The organism is Pseudomonas sp. MWU16-30322 (assembly GCF_020515535.1).
Lineage (GTDB): Bacteria > Pseudomonadota > Gammaproteobacteria > Pseudomonadales > Pseudomonadaceae > Aquipseudomonas > Aquipseudomonas fluorescens_H.
In genome coordinates, this window is record NZ_JAIWYL010000002.1 from 279,333 (window position 1) to 295,097 (window position 15,765).

Below are 15,765 nucleotides of genomic sequence, written 5' to 3' on the forward strand. Positions count from 1 at the left end.
CGTGATCATTACCGGCAATCCTGTGGGAGGGGGCTTGCTCCCGAATGCGGATGATCATTGAGTGATGATGTGGATGACACGCCGCTTTCGCGAGCAAGCCCGCTCCCACCCTGTGCCATGGTCGATCACAGTCTCTTAATTCACCTACCAATGGTCGGATTTTCTTCAAGAAGCGCTCTGGTACGCCGATCACGCTTAGGTTACGTTGCGCGCGCTTGGCCATGAGCCAAGGCTCGCCGACACGGATGTCCGGCAAAATTCCACGCCTTACCGGGCGTGCCTCATCCCTGTCCTGAGTATCTCGCGATGCTGCAAAAATCCCTGAGAGCACAAATTCTCGCCCTGCTGAGCGGCAGCCTGCTGGCGATGCTGTTGATCGCACTGGCCTGCTTTCACTTCCTGTCCAACGGCGTGCAGAACTACAGCCAGTTGATCGCCGGCCCGTTGCACACCTCGCAACTGATCGACGAGGCCAACCTGCAATTCAAGGTGCAGGTGCAGGAGTGGAAAAACGTCTTGCTGCGCGGCAAGCAACCGGCGGACCTGGCCAAGTACTGGGGCCAGTTCGAAGATCGTCAGCGCGATGTGCAGAACATTCTCGGTGAACTGGCCGGCCAGAAAGGCCTGGAGCCGACGCTGAAAACCCGCATCGAACGTCTGCGTGAAGAGCACCGCCAACTCGGCAGCGCCTACCAGAAAGGCCGCGATGCCTACGTCGCTGCCGGTGCCGATCCAACGGCCGGCGACAGCGCCGTCAAAGGCGTGGACCGCGCCACCAGCGATCAGATGAGCGAACTGGTGGCCGAGCTGCGCAAACAGGGTGATGTGTTGTCGGCCAGCATCAGCGAAAGCGCCGACCGTACGGTGTTGCTGGGGATTCTGGTGATGCTCGGTTCCGGTCTGCTGATCGGTTTGCTGAGCCTGTGGCTGGTCAACCGCAACCTGATCGACCCGATCCGCAAGCTGATCGATTACGTCACCCAATTGAGCCGTGGGCGCCTCGCCGAGCGCGTCGCCAACGACCGTCAGGACGAGTTGGGCAACCTTGCCGCTGCGGCGAATACCCTGCGTGATTTTCTCGCCGAAACCTTCACCCAACTGCAACGCAGCGCCAGTGATCTGGACAGCGCCAGCGGCGAGCTGAACGCCATCGCTACAACCATGGCCGGCGGTACCAACGAGCAGTTCAACCGCACCGATCAGGTGGCCACGGCAATGAACGAAATGTCCGCCACCGCCCAGGAAGTCGCCCGGCATGCCGCCGATGCGGCGCGGGCTGCCGACGATGCCGACCAGTCTGCCCAGCAGGGTGAAAAGGTCATGCAGAGCACTATCCACAGCATCACCCGGATGCGTGGCGAAATCGCCAACACCGCAGAGGTGATCCGTCGTCTGGAAGCCGACAGCGGGCGCATCGGCAAGGTGCTGGAAGTGATCCGCGGCATCGCCGAACAGACCAACCTGCTGGCGCTCAACGCGGCGATTGAAGCGGCACGGGCCGGCGAGGCCGGGCGTGGTTTTGCGGTGGTCGCCGACGAGGTGCGCAACCTGGCGCAGCGTACGGCGGAGTCGATCATCGAGATCAACCAGATCATTCAGAACGTGCAGACCGGTGCCGTGGACGCGGCGCAAGCGATCGAAAGCGGTCAGACGCGCAGCGACGAAAGTGTCGAGCAAGTGACCCAGGCCGGCGCCATGCTGGAACGCATCACCCACGCCGTGGAAGCGATCCGCGACATGAACCGCCAGATCGCCACTGCTGCCGAAGAGCAAACCTCGGTGGCCGAAGACATCTCGCGCAACCTGACCGAGATCACCTCGATCGCCAGCACCAACCTCAACAGCGTGCAGCGCACCGAAAGCGCCAGCCAGAACCTGCATGGCCTGTCCGGGCAACTCAATGAAGTCACCGCGCGCCTGAGCGCCTGACGTCAGCCGACGTGTACCGGTTCGGTTACCGAGTCGGTACACAGTCGATCTCAAATCCGTGCGACTGCCGCCGATGGCCGGTTATCTATAACCGGCATTGGAGCCATCCCATGGTCAGCATCACCTCTATTTCAATCAATCAGACCGTCACCACCGCCACCAGCAAAACCAGGATCAGCGACGCCAGTGACGACACCTCAACCAGTGCAACCAGCAGCGCGGGCGTCAGCGCCGATACCAGCAAAGTGGCGGACGGCGGTGGCGCGGCTCCGGCGGGCGACAGCAGTTCCGACAGCAGCGGTGAGTCGGATTCGGTGAAAGAACTGCGCAAGCAGATCGCCGAGCTGCAAAAGCAATTGCAGGAACAGCAGCAGGCGCTGCAAGCGGCTCAGGCCAAGCAGGAAGACGCTGACGCCAAGGCTGCCGACGTGGCCTCCGCCGAGTCGCAAATCTCCAGCACCTCGGCTTCGTTGCAGACCGCGACGGCGGCGTTGTTGCAGGCGTTGCAGGATTCCGGGTCGAGCAGCTCGGGTTCGCTGGTCAGCACTTCGGCCTGATTCCCAAAGGCACTGAAAGTCCAATGTGGGAGCGGGCTTGCTCGCGAATGCGGTGTATCAGTCACTGAAAATATTGACTGACACGACGCCTTCGCGAGCAAGCCCGCTCCCACAGGGATCTGTGGTGTGTTTCAGGTGGTGGGCAGGCTGAAGGTGAACAGCGTGCCGCTTTGGGCGGTGGACGCGACATGCAAGCGCCCGCCGTGGGACTGGGCGATCTGGCTGGCGATGTACAGACCCAGACCGAGCCCGGCCTGGGGCGCGCTGCCGGTCGGGCGCGAGTAAGGCTGGAACAGGTGCGGCAGGACCGCATCGGGAATATGCCCCTGATTTTTCACCGCCAGCATCAACGCACCTTGCTCGACCTGAGCGATGACTTCGATATCCCCGGTCGGGTCGCCATGGGCCACGGCATTGGCCAGCAGATTCGACAGCAGCTGGGCAATCCGTCCTCGGTCGCAGTGCACACCCTGCAAGTCGCCAATGGACGCACTGATCGTACGTCCGGGATGCACGTTGCGGATCTCGGTAACCACCTGCTGCACCGCTTCGGTCAGGTCCGTGCAGGGCTGGATATCCACCGGAATGCCTTTGCCCAATCGCCCGCGAGCAAAGTCGAGTACGTCATCCACCAGCCGCGTCGCCCGTTGCGCGCTGCCAAGGATATTACGCACCCGCACCTCGATGGCCGGTTCCGGATGTTTGCGCAGGAGCATTTCGGCGCCGGCGCTGATGGCGAACAACGGGTTGCGCAAGTCATGGCCGAGCACGGCGATGAACTGTTCTCGCAGCTCGGCGGTTTCGCGCTCCTGCAACAGCTCTGTTTCGGTGCGTTGCGCGTTTTCTTCCGCTTCGATCTGCAACGCGAGCATCCGCGCGAAAGACTCCATGGTGCTCTGGATGGTACTGGACCTGAGCTGCGCCGGGATCGGATCGAGGGCGCAAATGGTGCCGAAGAACCGTCCGTCAGTGCGGAACACCGGCACCGAAATATAGCTCTCGAATTTGTACAGGCGCGGGGTGTGGTGATCACGGTAAAGCGGGTCTTCGCTGGCCTTGTCGATCACCACCGAGACATGTGACTGGCGGATCTCGTGGCACAGGGTGGTGACCACATCCAGTTCGCCGCCGACTTGCAGGCCGAATTCCAGTTGATCGAGCACCGCACACGTGGTCCACGAGTCCTCGGTGACCCGCGCCACGGCGGCAAAACGCATCCCGGTCAGTTCGCGGATCACCTGAAGGATGGCCGGCACCGCGCTAATGCGCCCGATGGTGGCGATGTCTGCTGCTTTGCTCTGCCCCATGCCATCGTTCCCGGCTGCATTGGTTGATTGATTGGGGGCCATACTAGCGATCTGATGGCGGTTTTGGCATCCCTTCAGGCTGCATCCGCGTGATTTGCCGGCAAACGGACGCAAAAAAGCCGCACGATCGGTGATCGTGCGGCTTTCGGGTGACGGTGTATCAGGTGTCTAGTTTGTTGCTCAGCACTTTGCCGGTGGTGGCATCGAAGTCGACGTCAAACTCTTTGCCATCGGCGGTTTTCAGCTCGACTTCGTATTCGTAACCGTTGAAGTGGTTATCCAGGTCGGTGTCAGTGATGGTCGCACCCGGGTGCAGTTTCAGCGCTTCGGCGTTCATCGACTCCAGCGACTTGATCTTGCCGTCCTTCACCAGTTGCGGGATCTGGTCGACGCGCACATCAGCCTGGGCCAGGCCAGCGGTCAGGGTCAGAGCGGCGACAGTGAACAGGGCAGTCAAAGTTTTCATCGGGTCATTCCTTGGGTTGTTCGTTGAAGTGGGCTCAGGTTAACCACCGCAACTTAATTCACCCTTAAAACCGCAGATCGCGTGCGAGGCTCTTGTCGGAGTGAGCCTGCTCGCGATGCGGACAACCCGGTTTTCCGATCAGAACCCGTTGTTCTTCAACACCTGATCAACACTGGCCGCCGCCGGACGTTTGTAAAACTTCAACAGTTCGCTGGCGCGGTTGGTGAAGATGCCGTCGACACCCGCCGCCATGACTTTCTCGAAGTCCACCGGCTCATCGACGGTGTAGACGTGCACTAGCATGCCCTGATCGTGGGTGTATTGGTTCATCCACGGTTGCACCAGATCCGAATAGCTCTGGTCGCCGCCCTTGGTCAGCTTGGCCGAAGGGCCGGTGCCGATGGCGCCCTGCGACTTGGCGAAATCCACCCATTGTTTGAATTCGGCTTCGGACTTCGGCTCTTGCTTGCCGTAGAACACGTTCTTGTCCTTCTCGCCGGACTCGGCAAAGGTCACTTTCGACTTCGGCTCGATGCTGCCTTCGCCAACCCACAGCAGGAGGATTTTCGGCACTTGCGGCATTTCCTTTTGCAGCAGTTCGAGGCTGTTTTTCTCGAAGGTCTGCAGGATCACCTTGCCTTTGCCCTGGCCGACGCCGAGTTCGCTCTTGGCCAGTTTCGAACCGGCCGGGCTCAGCCAGCCGCGATCCTGCAGCTTCTCTTTCAGGTCATGCTCGATGCCGGGAAACAGCTGCGGCTCCTTGGTTTCGATGTACAGGCCCGGCTTGTGCTGCGGGTTGGCCTGGGCGATGTCGATGATTTCGTCGAGGGTGAGGATCTTCAGGCCGGCGTAGGTCGGACGCGCGCGATCCGGGTAGGCCTTGTTGTACCAGCTGCCGGCGTCGAGGGTTTTCAGTTCGGCCATGGTGAAGGCATTGGCCGGGCTGTCTTTGCGCTCAGGGAACTTGCTGGCGACATCAGTAGTGCGTTGCAGGTTGTTGTCGTGCAGCGCGAACAACACGCCGTCCTTGCTGCGTTGCAGGTCCATTTCCAGGTAATCGGCGCCGAGGTCGCGGGCCAGTTTGTAGGACGCCGCGGTGGACTCCGGTGCATCGAAGGATGCGCCACGGTGGGCGATCACGGCTGGATGCGGGATGCCATGGGCGGCGGCCAGCGCGTCGATGTTGGTCTGGGCGGCGGCGTGGGCCTGGCCGAAACCGAGCATCAGGCTCAGCATGAGAGCGCTTTTGGTGAAAGTGGCGGGCATGTTCGAGTTCCTTTCGCAGGGCATTTTCAAAGACGTACCTTTTAACAACTGAATCGATTGCGTGCTATCGCCAGACCGACATAAACGTATTAAAAGCGATTTTTCCTGCACTTTTGTGGCGCGGTTTGCAGTACGCTTGCCCTCGGCAGACGCCCCGGCAGAGGGCGGGCCGAGTCTGTTGCCCTGCGTGTAAACCATCGATGATTTTTCGTGAGGTTTACCATGCGCATCACTTCCCAACTCATCTGCCAGGCCGCCGATGACCTCAAGGGCTTTGTCGGCCTTAACCGCAAGACCGGCCAGTACATCGTGCGTTTCAGCGAAGACTCGTTCGGCATGGACGTGGCCGATGACGGCATCATTCCCACCAGCGAATTTGTCTGGGCGCGGGTTTCGGATACGACCATGACCCTGAAGCGTGAGCTGATCCAGTTGTTGCTGGATCAGAACATTGATGACCGGATCAACATCACCGAGCCGTTGCGGGTGTACATGAGCAAGGTTGAGGTGCCGGAGATTGTGGCGGCGCGCAGTCTGGTGAAAGGCTGAAGTTTTTGTAGTGGCTGTTGCGGCCTCTTCGCGAGCAAGCCCGCTCCCACATTGGATCTGTGGCGTTCACAAATTCCTGTGGGAGCTGGCTTGCCAGCGATGAGGCCAGTGAGAACACAACCAAATTCAAAGCCCAAACGCTGTACCTGTGGGAGCGGGCTTGCTCGCGAAGAGGCCAGTCAGCACGCCGCCATCGTCACTGCCCAAACCGGTATTCCCGCTCCACCCGACACACCCGCGTCTGAAACTTGGAATACCACTCTGCCCGCCCACGCGCCTGAATCACCCGGTGCTCGGGATGCTCGCGCCAGGCCAGAATCGCCGCCTCGCTTTGCCAGTACGAAATGGTGATTCCGACCCCGTCTTCCCCGCGAATCGAATCAATGCCGAGAAACCCCGGTTGCTCGCTGACCAGTTCCATCATGCGCTCGGAGGCCGCGGTGTAACCGTTGTCACCCTCGGTGCGGGTCGAGGTGAAAATCACGGCGAAACAGGTTTGGTCCGGCTTCATGGGCGCTGCGCCACGCACGCTTCGACGAACGCCCGCACCAGCGGCGGGATCTGGCCCTTGAGCGCGGCGCGTTCCGGCTGGAACAGCGTGGCGATAAAAAACACATGGTCTTTCAATTCGATCGCCCGCAAGTCGCCCGCCGAATCGTGCCCCACGGCGTGTAACTGATGAGTCAGCAATTCTCGTTCGAACTGCGGATTCACCCCGAATCGGCAGCGATAGCCTTCATGAATCTCCGACGTTTCGTACGCCTTGGCAATCAACGAGCCGGCGACCAGATGAATGCTGTCCACTGCCTCCACCAATGAGCAGGTAAGCGGCGTGAGCACCGCTCGCTGCGAGTCCGGCGACGTTTCACCATGCTCGGCATCGGCCCAGCCCAGCACGTTGCGGGAAAATTCCAGCACCGCATGCTGAAAACCGCCGCAGGTGCCGAGGAAAGGACGCTGTTGTTCGCGGGCAAAACGGATGGCCCTGAGTGCGCCAGCTTCACTCTTGTAGGGACTGGCCGGGACGCACCAGAAACCGTCGAAGTTTTGCAGCGGAGTATCGGCGTGGATCTGCTCGGTGGGCAGCCATTCGAATTGCACATCGCAGCCGCTCTGCTCGGCGATCAGGCCGAGGGCAACGGGGATCGCCTGGTGGGCGGTGACTTGGGGATCGTGATCGCCGATCAGGGCGATGGAAATAGCGTCCATGGGATTTCCTTGATTTGAGTGAGTGATGAATCTCTGTGTGCAGTTGTCGATCACCGGGGCTCACTATAGATTGGCGTTCACGCACTCAATATTGGCGTTTCCCCAAGTGATCAATGCAGCGACGCACTATCGGCTCGACTATCCGGATCTGGCGCTGATCCTCGCTTTGGTGCGTGGCGGCTCTCTGGCCCGGGCGTCGCAGTTGCTCAGGGTCGATGTGTCGACGGTGTTTCGCGCGGTGCGTCGTCTGGAGTCAGCGCTGGGTCAGCAATTGTTCGAAAAGAGCCGCGCCGGTTACCTGCCAACCACCCTCGCGCAGACTTTGGCCGAGCAGGCCGAACGCGCCGAGCAGGCACTGGAAGCGGCGCGAATCGGCGTGGAGCAGGGCGGCGAAGTGGTCAGCGGCACGGTGCGCCTGACCTGTACCGATTCGGTGCTGCAAGGTCTGCTGCTACCGGCGTTGGCGCAGTTCATGCCGAACTATCCGGCGCTGACCATCGAGCTGAGCACCACCAACGATTTCGCCAACCTCAGCCGCCGCGATGCCGACATCGCCCTGCGCCTGACGCGTACGCCGCCGGAGCACCTGGTCGGACGGCAATTGGCGAAGGTTTCCTACCGGGTCTGCGCCAGTGCGCGCTACCTGCAAAACGTCGATGCGACGGATCTGGCGGCGCTGACCTGGATTGCTCCGGACGAGTTTTTGCCCGATCACCCGACCGTCGCCTGGCGGCGCCAACAGTTGCCCGGCGTGACCCCGAGTTATCGCTGCAACAGCATGCTTTCGGTCACTGAACTGGTGCGTGCCGGGCTGGGCGTGGCGGCGTTGCCGGACTTTCTGATGACCGAGGGTTTACAGGCCTTGAGCGAACCGCTGCACGGTTATGACACCGCGCTGTGGTTGCTGACCCGCCCGGACTGCCGGGCGTTGCGCTCGGTGGTCACGCTGTTCGATGAACTCGGGCGGGCGCTGCGACTGGCGTGATCAGGGCTGGCGAGTCTGGCAAATGTGTTCGTGCAACTCGCGGGTCAAACCCTCAATGCGTTCGGTCAGGCTTTTGGTCATTTTGGTGAGCTGGGTGTTCTGCTCCAACAACTCGAGCAGTTGCGCAGTGGTCTTCGCCGCCTGCGCCTGACGTTCGGTGTTGGCCTCCGCCAGCGCTTCGCGGTGCTGTGCATCGGCATCCGCTTGCGCTTTGTCGCGCGCGGCCTGACGGGTTTGTGCCAGCAGAATCAACGGTGCGGCATAAGCCGATTGCAGGCTGAACGCGAGGTTCAGAAGAATAAACGGGTAAACGTCGAAGGTGGTGACGCCCGTCACGTTGAGTGCAACCCATAACAGCACGATCAGGGTTTGCGCGCCCAGAAACGTCGGCGTGCCGAAAAATCGCGCGAACGCCTCGGCGCGCAGGGCGAACTTGTCGTTGCCGAAAGTGGTGTTCAAGTGGGCGTGAGTGCGGTGGAAACGCAGGTGATCGACTGGGGCAGCGGCGGGCGTGTCAGGTTTTTCTGTGGTCATGATGGGCTCGGCAGGACTTGGGACTGAAGGTCACTATAGTCCTGCATCGAGGCTTATGGCCCTTTCGCGAGCAGGCTCGCTCCTACAGGGGAACGCATTCCAATGTGGGAGCGAGCCTGCTCGCGAAGGCCGCGACGCGGTCTCTCAGCCCGGCGCCCGCTCATTGGCAAACATGCTCACCGCCTGCACCGCTTCACTGGCGCCATCGCGAATCTGCAGAATCACGCTGCCGGCCTGATCCGCCAGTTCAACGCCTTGTGCTGCCCGCCCTCGGGTGCCTTCCATGCTTTTGATCGCCTGGCGGGTTTCGCTCTGGATCAAACCGATCATGTTGGAAATCTCCGCCGTCGAGCCGCTGGTGCGCGCCGCCAGTTGCCGCACCTCATCCGCCACCACCGCAAAGCCGCGGCCCTGATCCCCGGCGCGCGCCGCTTCAATGGCGGCATTGAGCGCCAGCAGGTTGGTCTGGTCGGCAATCGCGCGGATCGTGTTGACGATCGCCGTGATCTGCTCCGAACGTTCGCCGAGTTGCGCGATCAAGGTCGACGACTGCGCGATGTCGTCAGCGATCTCCCGCATTTCACTGGCCGCTTGCTGGATCACCTGGGTGCCTTGCTCGGCGACTTTCCGGGTTTCCACGGAGATGTGATAAGCCGCGCTGGCGCTGCGGGCATCCTGCTCATGTTGCTCGACGCGGGTGGTGACGTCCGTGGCGAATTTCACCACTTTGCACAGGCGCCCGGAGGCGTCGTACACCGGGTTGTAGTTGGCCTCGAGCCACACTGTCTGCCCGCGCTTGTCGACGCGCTCGAACTGACCCTGAAACAACTCACCCTGGTTCAGCCGCCGCCAGAAATCCTCGTAAGCGCTGCTGTTGACCAGCTCCGGTCGGCAGAACAAGCGGTGATGTTTACCCTTGAGTTCGGCGAGTGTGTAACCCATGCGCGTCAGAAAATTCTGGTTCGCTGTGAGAATACTGCCGTCGAGGTTGAATTCGATCACCGCCATCGCCCGGTCGATTGCCTGAAGCTTGGCGTTGGCCTCGCTTTCCTGCTGCACCTTGGTCGTCACGTTCATGGCGAACTTGACCACTTTGACCACGCGCCCCGACGCATCCTTGATCGGGTTGTAGTTGGCTTCGAGCCAGATCGGCTGCCCCTTGCTGTCCACGCGCTCGAAGGTACCGGACTGGAACTGGCCGTTTTTCAGGCGAGACCACAATTCGGTGTATTGCGCGCTACGGCCAAACTCCGGGGTGCAGAACAAGCGATGAGGCTGGCCGATCACCTGTTCGGCGTGGTAGCCCATGGTTTTGAGGAAGTTGTCATTGGCCTTCAACACCACGCCATCGAGGTCGAACTCGATCACCGCCATGGAGCGGTTGATGGCTTCGAGCAGGCCATTCTGTTCGGTGATGGTGTGTTGAAGGTCGTTGAGAGCGGACTGATGGCGATTGAAAAACATGTGAGCAGTACCTGGAAGTAGGGAAAGACGAGGTTTGTGTCCCTGTTTCCGCGCTGGCAGAGCAAATGCCGGATGAACATTTGCCATTAACTGCAAAGTGCCAGCATCCAGGCTGACGCGCCAATCTTATACAAACTAATTAGTCTTGTACAAGAAAGTGCGCGCCAACATGTGTAGAGCTTTTTCAAAGGCTGAATTGGCTGGCGTCGTTTGAGCTCGGACGACCCAGCGCCACGCTGATCGTGTTGCGCCCCGTGTGTTTGGCGGTGTACAGCGCCTTGTCGGCGTCATCCAGCCAGGCAATCGCATCGGTGTAGGAAGGCTGAAAGCGCGCCAGGCCGATACTCAGGCTGACCCGCAATTCCGGCACATCGGGATGACGGTACTGGTGCAAGGCCTGGCGCAATTGTTCCATCCGCGCCTCGGCCTTGAGCAGTGGTTGGTCGGGCAGGATCACGCAGAACTCGTCGCCGCCATACCGGCCCGCCGGTTCACCTTCGGCCAACAGTTTGAGTTCACGGGCCAGATGGCGCAGCACGGCGTCACCAATGATGTGCCCGTAGTTATCGTTGATGGTCTTGAAGTGATCGATGTCGATCAGCGCCAGAATGTCCGGGACGTGCTGCTGCTGGCAGCGCTCGAATTTGCTGTGCAGCAGATCTTTCCAGGCGCCGTGATTGAGCAGCCCGGTGAGGCTGTCGGTGCGGCTCAGGGCGCTCAACGCTCGTTTGTGCTGGGCGAGTTTGATCGCCAGTTGATAAGACACCATGCCCAGTGCCAATGGATAAAGGGTGAGCATCGGCAGGCAGGCCCAGACCTGGATCTGCGTCATGGTCAGGCTGAACTTGAAACCGAAAATTGCCCAGCCCAGCAGCACCCCGGCGAACTGGGCGAGTGCACCGAATACGAACAGGCGTCGGCCCCCGGCGGCGACATTGTTCATGGTCATCATCGACAGGATGGTCACGGTGGTCAGCGGGTTGAACTGAAAACACGCGGTCCAGAAGCCGCCGCACAACGAGTCGTACAACAGATTGCGACGTTCGGCGTGGTAGGGAAAGTTCGAGCGGGTCGAAACCTGAAAGGCCAGATGCGGCCAGATAAAACCGTTGAACACCAGCAGCGCCCATAGCCAGGCCGGCATGTGCAGCGGATACAGTGCTGCCGCGACGCTGAAAAAGCCGACGCCCAGACCGATGGCCCTGGGCAGATAGATGCGTCTGGCGAATGACAAGCCTTTGCCGCGTTGGTTTTCCATGATGTCCTGCGCCAGATTCATCCTGAAATACTTTGCAGTGTCTTTTTCAGGCTGACCGTTCGTCGGTCAAATGTCGGACATTGTCATTTATTCCAGCGGGAATAATCAGTGTCCTTCCGAGCCATTTAATCGCGGTGTCCGCAGGAGAGGGGCGGTCTAGAGATGGTAGCGCGCCAGAAACATCTCCATTGCCGACTCGGCCACGGCTTGTTGTGTTGCCGCATCCAGCGGCGCCTGGCCCATGGAAATCTGCGGCCAGAAACCAAACGACTTCAACAGCCCCTGCACCTGCTGCGCGGCGAACTCCGGATCAACGGCTTTGAGCCGACCATCCGCCTGAGCGGCGCGAATCCACACCGTCAAGCCTTCTTCCCGCTCGCCCATGCGCGCCACCATATCCTGCGCGCGCTCCGGAGAATGGATGGTGGCGGCAATCGCCACCCGCGCCAGACCGAGAAAATTGTCATCGGCCATCATCTGCAGTTTAGCCAACAACATCTGCTGCAGTTGCTCGCGCAGCGGCTGATCCGGGCGATAGGTCACGGCCTGTTCGGCAGTGATGCGTGCCCAGAGCTGGTTGAGAATTTCGGCGAACAGTTCTTCTTTGCTCGGGAAATGGTTGTACACCGTGCGCTTCGACACCCCGGCGGTGGCCGCGATCTTGTCCATGCTGGTGATCTCGAACCCGTTGGCACGGAATTCGGCAATCGCCGCCTGAATGATGGCTTCGCGTTTGCGGTCGGTGAGGCGCTTTGGAGCTGTCATAAGTACGCTTCGGCAGAGAAGGGGGGGAATTACACTTGGCAGTTTACTTGTCATCCGGTTTGATGCAACCTAGAAACTACACCGCCCAGTGTAATGTTGCGTTAATCCGCGCAACCTAAAAACCAGACAGTTCGGCTGATGCGTGCGTGCCTTGGCCATTTATCGTCCCACCGTGAAAAACCGTGAATTGCGCGGTTTTTCTGGAGTCTCTCAGTCATGGCCAATCCAGATTTCCCTGCGGATCAAACTTCCACGCCTGAAGCCTCTCGCCAGGATCAAGGACTGTTCCGTAACCATGCGCCGGTACAACGCGAAGGCCTGCGCAAGATGCTGCGGATCATGTGGAACATGATCTTTCACAAGCCACACAATACCCGTCCCGCCGCTGCGATCCCGGTGCATGCGCTGACGCGTGAAGACTTGCTGGCAGCCCCCAACCACAGCGTCTATCGCCTCGGACACTCGACCTTGCTGCTGAAGCTGCGCGACAAATTCTGGATCACCGATCCGGTCTTCGCCGAGCGCGCCTCGCCAGTGCAATGGGCCGGCCCGAAACGCTTTCACCAGCCGCCGATCAGCATCGACCAGTTGCCGCCGATCGAAGCGGTGATCCTGTCGCACAACCACTACGACCACCTCGATTATCAGGCGGTACTGAAACTGGCGGCTAAAACCAATTACTTCCTGACCCCGCTGGGCGTCGGCGATACCCTGATCAAGTGGGGCATCGACGCCAGCAAAGTCCGTCAATACGACTGGTGGCAGGGCACTGAAATTGCCGGCATCCGCTTCGTCGCCACCCCGTCGCAGCACTTCTCCGGCCGTGGCCTGTTCGACGGCAACAGCACCCTCTGGGCCTCATGGGTGATGATCGACGGCGACACGCGGATCTTCTTCAGCGGCGACAGCGGCTACTTCGACGGTTTCAAACGCATCGGCGAACAGTACGGCCCGTTCGACCTGACCCTGATGGAAACCGGCGCCTACAACGTCGAATGGCCGCACGTGCATATGCAACCCGAAGAAACCCTGCAAGCGCACATCGACCTCAAGGGCCGTTGGCTGTTTCCGATCCACAACGGCACCTTCGACTTGGCGATGCACGCCTGGCACGAACCGTTTGATCGCATCCTGTCACTGGCCTGGGAACGCAGTGTTGCGATCACCACGCCGCAAATGGGCGAGGCGTTCAACCTGATGCAGCCGCAGCGCGGGAGTGCGTGGTGGTTGGCGGTTGAAGGGGAGAGTGAGGGCGTGGTTCAGAACGCGTGACCCCCATTAGTGATGCTGATGTTTGGTGGTGAGGGGGTAAATCCCCTCACCACAAATGTTCATTCAGCCATCGCATAATCCCCACGCCCCACTGCTTCCGATGGCGCGCCCATACTCGCACTGCGACCCGGCGCAAACCCCGGAAAAAACACCAGCCCCTGCGCCTCAAACCGGTAAGCCAACGCCAGCCGCGCCGCATCCGCCACGTCCTGCTGCGCTTCAAACCGCTGAATATCGTCCACCGCAACCTGCGCCTCGCGCGACAGCTGTTCCACGCTCCAGCCCAGCATCGCTCGGGCCTGGACGCAGTGCGTCGGGGTGAACTGGAAAAGGGCAATGCGTTCGAGGATGTGGTTCATCGCAAGAGAGGCCATGGTGTGCTCCGGGCTCAAGAGTGCTGATTGAAAATGTACTGTGTTTTTGTACAGTTGTTTTCGGCCGGGATCAAACGCATTTTTTGATTTGCCCTAGTTCGCCGCCTCCAACCAGACGGACGGTGCCTGTCCGAGGATGCGCCGGAACATCGTCGAGAATGCCGCCGGGCTCTCATAACCGAAATCCAGAGCGATCCGCGTCACCGCCTCACCGGCGGCCAACCGCGCCAGCGCCAGCACCACGCAGGCCTGTTGCCGCCATTGGCTGAAGCTCAACCCGGTCTGCTGCCGAAACAGTCTGTTGAAGGTGCGCAAGCTTATGTGCAACTGCTCGGCCCAGTATTGCGGCGACTGATGGGCGTTCGGCTGAAGCAGAAAGGTCTGACACAAAGCCAGGAGCTTTCCGTCAGTCGGCAGCGGAATGTGCAAGGGCAGGGGCGCACTGCGCGCCAGTTCATGCAGCAGCAGGTCGATCAATACCCCGTCGCGTCCTTCGAGGTCATAAGTCAGCGGCACTTCCACGGCTTCCATCAACAAGTGCCGCATCAACGGCGAAACGCTGATCACCTGGCAGCGCCCACCCAAGTCCACCGCCCCCGGCTCGATGTACAAACTGCGCGTACTCACGCCGAGCATCAGCACCTCATGCGCCACTCCCGGCGGAATCCACACTGCCCGTTGCGGCGGCACCACCCAGTTGCCGTCATGGGTGCGAACCTGCATGACCCCGGTCGCGCCGTACAACAATTGCGCCCGTCGATGCGTATGAAATGGCAACAGATGGCCGTGGGAATAATCCGTACCGATCGCCACCACCGGGCGTGGCGTGTCATCCAGCTGATTGATCGAAACATTGCGCATCGAGCGTTTTCCGGTAGTTGGCGTAAACGCAAACATTATTGGCTGAGTTGCTGAAGCAGGCCAAGCCGCGTCGTTCTATCGTCGACCGCTCGCCACCACCGGAAGACGCGCCATGTTCTACCTCCTGCTGACTCTCTTCGGCTGCCTGACCGGCATCACCGCCGTCCTGTTCGGCTTCGGCGGCGGCTTCGTCGTTGTGCCGTTGCTCTATCGCATGCTCAGCGCCAGCCACGGCACCGACGACCCCATCGGCCAATCGGCCATGCACATCGCCGTCGCCACTTCGACCTGCGTGATGATCGTCAACGCACTGATCGCCACCGACAAACACCGCCGGGCCGGCAACCTGATCCGCCAATACCTGTGGCCGCTCGGCGGTTTCATCGCCCTCGGCGCGATCATCGGCGCGATAGCCGCGGTGTGGGCCAGCGGCGAAATCATTCGCTACGCCTTCATCGCCTACCTCGGCGTGACCATCATCGACTGCCTGCTCAGACGCGGCTTCCTCACCCGCAGCGAAGGCGTCATCCCACGCCGACTCCGCAGAACAGAAATGTCCGCCGGCGGTGCAGGCATCGGCGCCATCGCCACGTTCCTCGGTGTAGGAGGAAGCGTCATGACCGTGCCGCTCCTGCGCCGCTGCGGACTGAGCATGTCCCAGGCCACGTCCATGGCGAACCCGTTGAGCGTGCCGGTGGCAGTGGCCGGGACGCTGACCTACATGGCACTGGCCGGTTTCAGCGAGACGGATCTGGGCGCATGGTTTGTCGGGTATGTGGACTTGCTGGCGTTTGCGGTGCTGACGGCGGGGTCGTTGGTCGGGATTCGCTTGGCCACGCCGTGGATCGGGCGGATACCGGATCGGCTGCATGCTTGGGTGTATATCGGTCTGTTAATCGTCGTGATGCTGGGCATGCTGCTCAAGTAGAGCCTCGATTCCTCCGCGCATCCTCTGCATACTTCGCAGCC

General features: G+C 60.7%; 17 protein-coding genes and 1 pseudogene. 6 read left to right on the top strand and 12 right to left on the bottom strand.

The window, feature by feature from the left end; all coding sequences use genetic code 11:
• The first annotated feature begins 306 nt into the window (after window positions 1-306).
• Complete coding sequence (locus tag LCH64_RS04180) at window positions 307-1,929, top strand: methyl-accepting chemotaxis protein (RefSeq protein WP_226499575.1); 1,623 nt, start codon at window positions 307-309, stop codon at window positions 1,927-1,929.
• Between the two features lie 110 nt (window positions 1,930-2,039).
• Window positions 2,040-2,486 (top strand): hypothetical protein, encoded by a 447-nt coding sequence (locus tag LCH64_RS04185; RefSeq protein WP_226499576.1) that lies wholly within the window; start codon window positions 2,040-2,042, stop codon window positions 2,484-2,486.
• Window positions 2,487-2,512: 26 nt separating this feature from the next.
• Here the strand turns inward: LCH64_RS04185 and LCH64_RS28330 are convergent.
• From LCH64_RS28330 to LCH64_RS04205, 4 genes and pseudogenes are all read right to left on the bottom strand, one after another.
• A pseudogene (locus LCH64_RS28330) lies at window positions 2,513-2,605 on the bottom strand (metal ABC transporter ATP-binding protein); the annotation flags it as partial.
• 12 nt (window positions 2,606-2,617) lie between these two features.
• The gene (locus LCH64_RS04195) at window positions 2,618-3,793 is read right to left on the bottom strand and encodes a GAF domain-containing sensor histidine kinase (protein ID WP_226499577.1); all 1,176 of its coding nucleotides are present in this window, start codon (window positions 3,791-3,793) and stop codon (window positions 2,618-2,620) included.
• Between the two features lie 160 nt (window positions 3,794-3,953).
• On the bottom strand, window positions 3,954-4,259 hold the full coding sequence (locus tag LCH64_RS04200) for a PepSY domain-containing protein (RefSeq protein WP_226499578.1): 306 nt from the start codon (window positions 4,257-4,259) through the stop codon (window positions 3,954-3,956).
• A 138-nt stretch (window positions 4,260-4,397) separates the two neighbouring features.
• Window positions 4,398-5,525 (bottom strand): glycerophosphodiester phosphodiesterase, encoded by a 1,128-nt coding sequence (locus tag LCH64_RS04205; protein WP_103520152.1) that lies wholly within the window; start codon window positions 5,523-5,525, stop codon window positions 4,398-4,400.
• Between the two features lie 222 nt (window positions 5,526-5,747).
• Here LCH64_RS04205 and LCH64_RS04210 point away from each other — a divergent pair, with 222 nt between their 5' ends.
• Window positions 5,748-6,074 (top strand): DUF2025 family protein, encoded by a 327-nt coding sequence (locus LCH64_RS04210; protein WP_226499579.1) that lies wholly within the window; start codon window positions 5,748-5,750, stop codon window positions 6,072-6,074.
• Window positions 6,075-6,270: 196 nt separating this feature from the next.
• On the opposite strand, the gene LCH64_RS04215 is transcribed toward LCH64_RS04210, so the two are convergent.
• Window positions 6,271-6,585, bottom strand: coding sequence for an antibiotic biosynthesis monooxygenase (locus LCH64_RS04215; RefSeq protein WP_226499580.1), 315 nt, complete (start codon window positions 6,583-6,585; stop codon window positions 6,271-6,273).
• On the bottom strand, window positions 6,582-7,283 hold the full coding sequence (locus LCH64_RS04220; protein ID WP_226499581.1) for a CTP synthase: 702 nt from the start codon (window positions 7,281-7,283) through the stop codon (window positions 6,582-6,584). The genes LCH64_RS04215 and LCH64_RS04220 overlap by 4 nt, the downstream gene beginning before the upstream one ends.
• Window positions 7,284-7,326: 43 nt before the next feature.
• Between LCH64_RS04220 and LCH64_RS04225 the strand changes: the two genes are divergently transcribed.
• Window positions 7,327-8,268: a LysR family transcriptional regulator gene (locus LCH64_RS04225; protein WP_226499732.1), complete on the top strand. Its 942-nt coding sequence runs from the start codon at window positions 7,327-7,329 to the stop codon at window positions 8,266-8,268.
• Here the strand turns inward: LCH64_RS04225 and LCH64_RS04230 are convergent, their stop codons facing one another.
• From LCH64_RS04230 to LCH64_RS04245, 4 genes are all read right to left on the bottom strand, one after another.
• Window positions 8,269-8,802: a DUF1003 domain-containing protein gene (locus LCH64_RS04230; RefSeq protein ID WP_103522549.1), complete on the bottom strand. Its 534-nt coding sequence runs from the start codon at window positions 8,800-8,802 to the stop codon at window positions 8,269-8,271.
• Window positions 8,803-8,946: 144 nt separating this feature from the next.
• Window positions 8,947-10,266 (bottom strand): PAS domain-containing methyl-accepting chemotaxis protein, encoded by a 1,320-nt coding sequence (locus LCH64_RS04235; protein ID WP_226499582.1) that lies wholly within the window; start codon window positions 10,264-10,266, stop codon window positions 8,947-8,949.
• Window positions 10,267-10,450: 184 nt separating this feature from the next.
• Window positions 10,451-11,524: a diguanylate cyclase gene (locus LCH64_RS04240; protein WP_201137090.1), complete on the bottom strand. Its 1,074-nt coding sequence runs from the start codon at window positions 11,522-11,524 to the stop codon at window positions 10,451-10,453.
• A 156-nt stretch (window positions 11,525-11,680) separates the two neighbouring features.
• Window positions 11,681-12,289: a TetR/AcrR family transcriptional regulator gene (locus LCH64_RS04245; protein WP_103520091.1), complete on the bottom strand. Its 609-nt coding sequence runs from the start codon at window positions 12,287-12,289 to the stop codon at window positions 11,681-11,683.
• Window positions 12,290-12,505: 216 nt separating this feature from the next.
• Here LCH64_RS04245 and LCH64_RS04250 point away from each other — a divergent pair, with 216 nt between their 5' ends.
• A complete protein-coding gene (locus LCH64_RS04250; protein WP_226499583.1) occupies window positions 12,506-13,561 on the top strand; it encodes an MBL fold metallo-hydrolase in 1,056 nt (351 codons plus the stop codon).
• A gap of 59 nt (window positions 13,562-13,620) precedes the next feature.
• Here LCH64_RS04250 and LCH64_RS04255 read toward each other — a convergent pair whose 3' ends face one another.
• Window positions 13,621-13,935: an XRE family transcriptional regulator gene (locus LCH64_RS04255; RefSeq protein ID WP_123588732.1), complete on the bottom strand. Its 315-nt coding sequence runs from the start codon at window positions 13,933-13,935 to the stop codon at window positions 13,621-13,623.
• Window positions 13,936-14,028: 93 nt separating this feature from the next.
• Window positions 14,029-14,796, bottom strand: coding sequence for a helix-turn-helix transcriptional regulator (locus LCH64_RS04260; RefSeq protein WP_226499584.1), 768 nt, complete (start codon window positions 14,794-14,796; stop codon window positions 14,029-14,031).
• Window positions 14,797-14,908: 112 nt separating this feature from the next.
• Here LCH64_RS04260 and LCH64_RS04265 point away from each other — a divergent pair, with 112 nt between their 5' ends.
• Complete coding sequence (locus LCH64_RS04265; RefSeq protein ID WP_226499585.1) at window positions 14,909-15,724, top strand: sulfite exporter TauE/SafE family protein; 816 nt, start codon at window positions 14,909-14,911, stop codon at window positions 15,722-15,724.
• Window positions 15,725-15,765 lie beyond the last annotated feature (41 nt).